Annotated in this window: 10 protein-coding genes; all 10 read left to right on the forward strand. The window is 27.1% G+C overall.

The genetic code is table 11. The features are described from left to right. Positions 1-35 precede the first annotated feature (35 nt). The 10 genes from Q0V15_RS11310 (at position 36) to Q0V15_RS11355 (ending at position 5,573) form a co-directional block, all read left to right on the forward strand. The gene (locus tag Q0V15_RS11310; protein ID WP_297439066.1) at positions 36-191 is read left to right on the forward strand and encodes a hypothetical protein; all 156 of its coding nucleotides are present in this window, start codon (positions 36-38) and stop codon (positions 189-191) included. 12 nt (positions 192-203) lie between these two features. After that, positions 204-470, forward strand: coding sequence for a hypothetical protein (locus Q0V15_RS11315; protein ID WP_297439068.1), 267 nt, complete (start codon positions 204-206; stop codon positions 468-470). A 45-nt stretch (positions 471-515) separates the two neighbouring features. Continuing rightward, positions 516-845, forward strand: coding sequence for a hypothetical protein (locus tag Q0V15_RS11320; RefSeq protein ID WP_297439070.1), 330 nt, complete (start codon positions 516-518; stop codon positions 843-845). Between the two features lie 35 nt (positions 846-880). Next, positions 881-1,033 (forward strand): hypothetical protein, encoded by a 153-nt coding sequence (locus tag Q0V15_RS11325; RefSeq protein ID WP_297439072.1) that lies wholly within the window; start codon positions 881-883, stop codon positions 1,031-1,033. Further along, a complete protein-coding gene (locus Q0V15_RS11330; protein ID WP_297439074.1) occupies positions 1,014-1,214 on the forward strand; it encodes a hypothetical protein in 201 nt (66 codons plus the stop codon). The genes Q0V15_RS11325 and Q0V15_RS11330 overlap by 20 nt, the downstream gene beginning before the upstream one ends. A gap of 30 nt (positions 1,215-1,244) precedes the next feature. After that, positions 1,245-1,685: a hypothetical protein gene (locus Q0V15_RS11335; protein ID WP_297439076.1), complete on the forward strand. Its 441-nt coding sequence runs from the start codon at positions 1,245-1,247 to the stop codon at positions 1,683-1,685. 163 nt (positions 1,686-1,848) lie between these two features. Continuing rightward, on the forward strand, positions 1,849-2,379 hold the full coding sequence (locus tag Q0V15_RS11340) for a hypothetical protein (protein WP_297439078.1): 531 nt from the start codon (positions 1,849-1,851) through the stop codon (positions 2,377-2,379). 328 nt (positions 2,380-2,707) lie between these two features. Continuing rightward, positions 2,708-3,136: an HNH endonuclease gene (locus Q0V15_RS11345; protein ID WP_297439080.1), complete on the forward strand. Its 429-nt coding sequence runs from the start codon at positions 2,708-2,710 to the stop codon at positions 3,134-3,136. A gap of 181 nt (positions 3,137-3,317) precedes the next feature. Then, the gene (locus Q0V15_RS11350) at positions 3,318-3,839 is read left to right on the forward strand and encodes a phage terminase small subunit P27 family (protein ID WP_297439082.1); all 522 of its coding nucleotides are present in this window, start codon (positions 3,318-3,320) and stop codon (positions 3,837-3,839) included. 9 nt (positions 3,840-3,848) lie between these two features. Continuing rightward, on the forward strand, positions 3,849-5,573 hold the full coding sequence (locus Q0V15_RS11355) for a terminase large subunit (protein WP_297439084.1): 1,725 nt from the start codon (positions 3,849-3,851) through the stop codon (positions 5,571-5,573). Positions 5,574-5,756: the final 183 nt, after the last annotated feature.

A 5,756-nucleotide genomic window follows, 5' to 3' on the forward strand; every position in this document is an offset into this window, starting at 1 on the left:
TTAAGCTTAGAACGAGAGATTAAGGAGAATTACGAATGAAAAAAATAATAAATTATGATACAAGAAGAAAAATATTAGATAAATATATGAATGGAATGACAGTTGATGAACTAGCTGAGGTTTACAAAGTGTCAAGGGGTGCTATTAACTCAATAGTTCATAGCAAATTAACTAGAATGATAGGGTTATAGGAGTGGAAAATTATGAGATGTAAAAAACCACCATTAGGGATAAAACCTAAATTCATATGGGAAGATGAAAGACTATTTGAATTAGGGTGTGCTATAAGTAGATACTTAAAAGCTAATTTAAATATTCCGATTAAATGGATTGAAGAATATAACGAGTTGATAGAAAAAAAGAAAAATGATGGAATAATAAAAAGTTCAGGTGGCGTTTATCTTGAACCACCAACAACGCCAAGACCTCCAGGACCACCAAATTATAAGATAGGTAGAAAACTTTTATAAAAGTGTGCGACATTGTTCGAAATTACGAAAAGGTGAGGTGTAAAAATGAAATGTGATATATGCAAAAAAGAATTAGATCCTTTAGATTCGCATTTAGGAAAACTTAGAGGTGAATTGAAAGCTGGGCATATTTATTGCTTTAAAGAAAAGTATCTTGAAATAAGTGAAGAATTTGAAAAAGGTATGCAGCGTGTAAGCTTGAAATTAGGTGCAAAAATGAAAGTAAAAGCAATCGATAAAGAGATAAGTTTAGATGAAAATGAAGTTGAGCTAATTATAAATACATTAAATAATAGTTCAATACAATCGATTGAACTATTTGAATTAACTACTAAAATGATGAACATTAAAACCTATTATAAAGATAATAAATAATTACATTTTTTGGAATTACTAAATGAGGTGATTAGTTGAATAAAAAACAAAAGCAAATTATAAGAGTTGCAAAAATCCAAATGAGAATAGAAAAATTAAGTTTTTATAAAGCTAGAAAAAAAGTTAGAAAAGAACTTAGGAGCATAGGGGATATGTTAGTCAAAAAATATGGCTTTAAAAGAAAATAATAAAAAGTTGGTGAGTGAGAATATGAAAAGATATTTTGAAATAATTGATAAAAGAATAACTTTAGAAGTTGATATAACTGGATTTATGTCTTTAGAAAAGATAGAAAAACATTTTGATACAAAGTTAAGAGAACTAGATAAAAAAGAGTTTAATAAATTAACTAAAGAGTATACAACATAGTTCGCTTTTATGAAATAAGGAGGTGTAGGAATGCATATTTTAAGTGACGTAAGTCAAAGAAGAATAATAACTAATAATTATAGTTTTGTTCAAGATGAAATGAACAAGTATAAAAAAAATGATATGGGATATATGGTTGAATATGAGGTGATAGAAGAAAATTTATATCTACTCAAACTAACAAATAATAGGGTTGGAGATCATTATCCAATGAAGAATAGAAAGACGAAAAAATATAATGCAGCAAAAGAGATTAATGATATTAGAAACAAAGCAGAAAAGAAAAATTTAACTATAGAAGTTAGTTTTAAAGGGCTAGATAATATCAAGAATTTAATAAAAGTTATATCTGATAAATGTACGGAAGAAGGTTGCATAAATAAATATAATAATGAGCTTTTAACTGCATTATTAGGCGATAAGTTTGAAGATGAATATTGTGTTTTGATTCCAAAAAGGAATGCAACATAGAAATATATGTAGCGGAGAATTAAAAATAAAAAAAGCAACCTAGACTTGGATTCTAGGTTGCTAAAAATTAAAAATAATAATTTTAAAATTATAACGGTGGTTACAATAATTTAAGTTTATAGTCTACAGTAAAATTTTGCAAGTAAATTATGAGGAGAAATATATGAGAGATAATATTTTTAGAAAGACAGAAAAGAAGTTATATGATTATTTTGATAAGGACAATCTTATCAAAAGTTGTGAAGATAAAATTAAATATTTAAATAAATGTTATAAGGATCTAGAAGATAAGATTAAAAATGTTGATATAAAAATAGATGCTGATATAAAAGCGATTAGCTATGAAGAACGAGTACAAACCTCAAATGATGGAATTAGTTGTGTTGAAAAGATGATGGTGAAAATGATAGAGGATTTAGAAATAGAGAAAGCCAGAGTTTATATCGGGATAGATAATCTTGAAAGAAGAATAAGAAATATAAATGAAAAAAATAAAATAATAGAAAGTAATATAAATATGTTTAATGAAGATATATTAAACTTTATAAAATATAAATATGCTGATAAAAAACCTAATAAAGAAATTGCTATGGCTATGAATATGAGTAAATCAGGTATTACAAGGATTAAAGAATTAACAATAAAAAGAGTTAATAGCTGGGAAGAAACATTATTTCCATTAGTGGATTTTTAAAAACGTGAAATTTTTTGAAATTATCTGAAATTCTATGAAATTTTTTGAAATTAATTGGAATTTTATAGTTAGAATTTATGGTAGAATAGATATTGTCATAAATAAATATTTTTCAAAGAGAATATATAAAAGAATCTAGCTATTGAGTTATTATGGGTAAATTCTTTTATATTATTTGATATTTAAACATGTTAGAATAAATAACGAGATAACTTTTATGTATAGAAAAACACCTATACAGATATGGGATTTTATACTGCAAAAAAACCACTTATAGAAATATAGGTGGTTTTTTATTGTGGATTTTTAAAGGATTAGGTGAATTGAAATGTTAAAGAAATTTTGCAGGTGTCAAAAGATCATACCGCAAGAGATGAAAATATGTGATGAATGTAAAAAGAAGTTTGAATATAAAAAGAAAATACAAGATAAAGAAACTTATCAAAAATATAAAGGCAAAAGAACTGATGATAAAGAGCAAAAGTTTTATAAGACTCAGAACTGGGTATTTACACGAGATGTTGTTAAGGCTAGAGATAAAGGCATATGTAGGTTATGCGATAGCAAAGGTAAGTTATCATTTGTTAATAACGTACATCATATTGAAGAGCTTAAAGATACTTGGGAACTTAGAACAAGTATGAGTAATCTGATTTGTCTTTGTGATAGATGCCATTTTTATGTTCATAAGAAGTATAAAATGAGTAATGAGGATAAAATAGCTATGCAGACGAAATTAAGGGAGATTATGCAGTAGGGTAGGGGGGATAGCAAAATATTTTTGCAATTGCTTCCAGGTCCATGTATATACTATTCTCCCGCCAAAACTCCCTAAATGAAATTTTCTGAGCCGGGTGGGATTGTTAGGGAATCCACAAAATTAATTTTAAAAAAAGAAAAAGTATAAAAATTTATAAAGAAAAAAGGTGCTGATTAATATGGTTAGACCTAGGCAACCAACTAGTGTAGTGCTTTTGAAAGGTAAAAAGCATCTAACAAAAGAAGAAATAAAAAATAGACAAATGAATGAAGTAAAAGCATTAAGTGATAATGTAAAACCACCTGATTATTTAGATAAAAATGAGAAAAAAGAGTTTAAAAAAATAGCAAAAGAATTAATTAAGATAGAAATAATGTCTAATTTAGATGTTGATTCACTATCTTTTTTTATTCAAACAAAAAATGAATATCTAAAAGTAACTAAAGAAGTTAAATCTCGTATGTCAGCTAAAATCATTGAAGTTATAGACTATGATAAAGATGGAAATATAATAAATACACGTGAAGAGATTGTATTTGATGAAGAATATGCATCATTTGTTAAATTGCAATTACGGTTACTTAATTCTTGTAGAAAATGTGCATCGGATCTCGGGCTTAGTATTTCTAGTAGATGTAGATTAGTAATTCCAAAAGTAAAAGAAGTTAAACCAAAGAATAAATTTTTAAGTAATATGTAAGGAGGAAAATTGATTGATAGAGTAACTAAATACGCAGAAGATGTATTAAAGGGAGTCATAATTACAGGAGAACTCGTAAAACAAGCATGTAAACGCCATTTAGATGACTTGGAATCATCAAAATTAGCTCCTTATGTATATGAATTTGATATAGAAAAATCAGTACATATTATAAACTTTGCAGAGATGCTAACTATTGCAGAAGGTGAAGGCGAAGTTCAAGTAAAACTCCAAGATTGGCAATCGTTTATATTAGGATCTTTGAATGGTTGGGTGAAAAAAGAAAGTGGATATAGAAAATATAGAAGTTCTTATATACAAATAGGACGACAAAACGGTAAATCTTTTTTAAATGGGATAATAGCAGCTTATTATAGTGCATTTTCAGGATATAAATATGGTCAGCTATATTGCACTGCAACTAAAGAAGCTCAAGCAATAATAGTATGGAATGAAATAATGAAATTTGTTGAAGCTGATAAAGATTTAGAAGAACTTTTTGATATTAAAGAATATTGCCATACAATTACAGCTTTAACTACAAAATCAACAATTAAAACACTTGGTAGAGATACAAAGAGTATTGATGGATTCAGACCTTTGATTGGAATTGTGGATGAGTATCATGCTCATAAAGATAATCAGATGTATAAATTACTTGAAGGTGGAACAAGAAATTTGAAACAATGCTTAATTAGTGTAATTACAACAGCAGGTTTCAATTTAAATGGACCATGTTTTGAAGAGTATGAATATTGTAAAAAAATTTTAGGTGAGGTATGCAAAAATGAAACTAAGTTTATCTATATAGCTCAAATGGATGAAGAAGATGATACTTGGGATCCAAAAAACTGGATTAAAGCTAATCCTCTCGTTTGTTCTGATGAAGAAAATTTAGAAAATTTGATAGCAATAGCTTTTAGTTCAAAAGATAAAGGTGGAGGAGATTTAAAAGATTTTTTAACAAAAGGTTTAAATGTTTGGGTTGAATTTAGTAAAGACCAATATATTGGACCAACAGAATTTAAAAAATGTGGAACCGATAAAACTTTAGATGATTTTAGAGGAGAAACTTGTTTTGTGGGGCTTGATTTAAGTAGTGGTGGAGATTTAACATCTTTAGCACTTATATTTGTTTACTTTATCGGTGAAGAACGAAAGTATTTTGTACATTCACATAGCTTTATACCTAAAAGAAGAGTTCAAGAACATATGAAAACAGATGGAGTGCCATATGATATTTGGATAAATAAAGGATTACTTACTGTTACAGAAACATCAAATGGAATAAAAACTGATTATAAATATATATTTTCCTATCTAAAGAAGTTAATAGCCAAATATGATTTGAAAATTGAACAACTTGGATATGATCCTCATTATGCTGATACATTCTTGCAAGATTTAGATGACCTTGGATGTGATTGTATTGAAATATATCAATCTAATAAATATCTTAATGATCCAACAGAAGATTTTAGATTAGAAGTTAAAGCTGAAAACATTGAGTATAACAAAGGTGATGAATTACTTCTGTGGAGTGTTGTAAATGCTAGGATAGTTTCAAATCCAGCAGGAGAAATTAAAATTAATAAAGATAAATCAGCTAACAGAATAGATCCAGTAGATGCTACTATATGTGCTTATAAACTAGCATTTAAGCAAGAAACATTAAGTAATTTTGATGTTAATAAATATGCTGATGAAGATTTCTTAAATAAATTATGGAGATGATAAAGTGAAGAAAATAAAAGATATGTTTTATAATTATCTAGAAGATTTTTTAATCATCATAGGTCTTGTTATAGTAGCTACAATGACATTATTACTTAGTATTTCAATTGGAATATATGTTATAGGAGTAATATTTATAGTTCTTGGTATTTATTTTGCAAGAAATCCTTTGAAAAGGAGAGA

Source organism: uncultured Clostridium sp., assembly GCF_947036855.1.
GTDB lineage: Bacteria > Bacillota > Clostridia > Clostridiales > Clostridiaceae > Sarcina.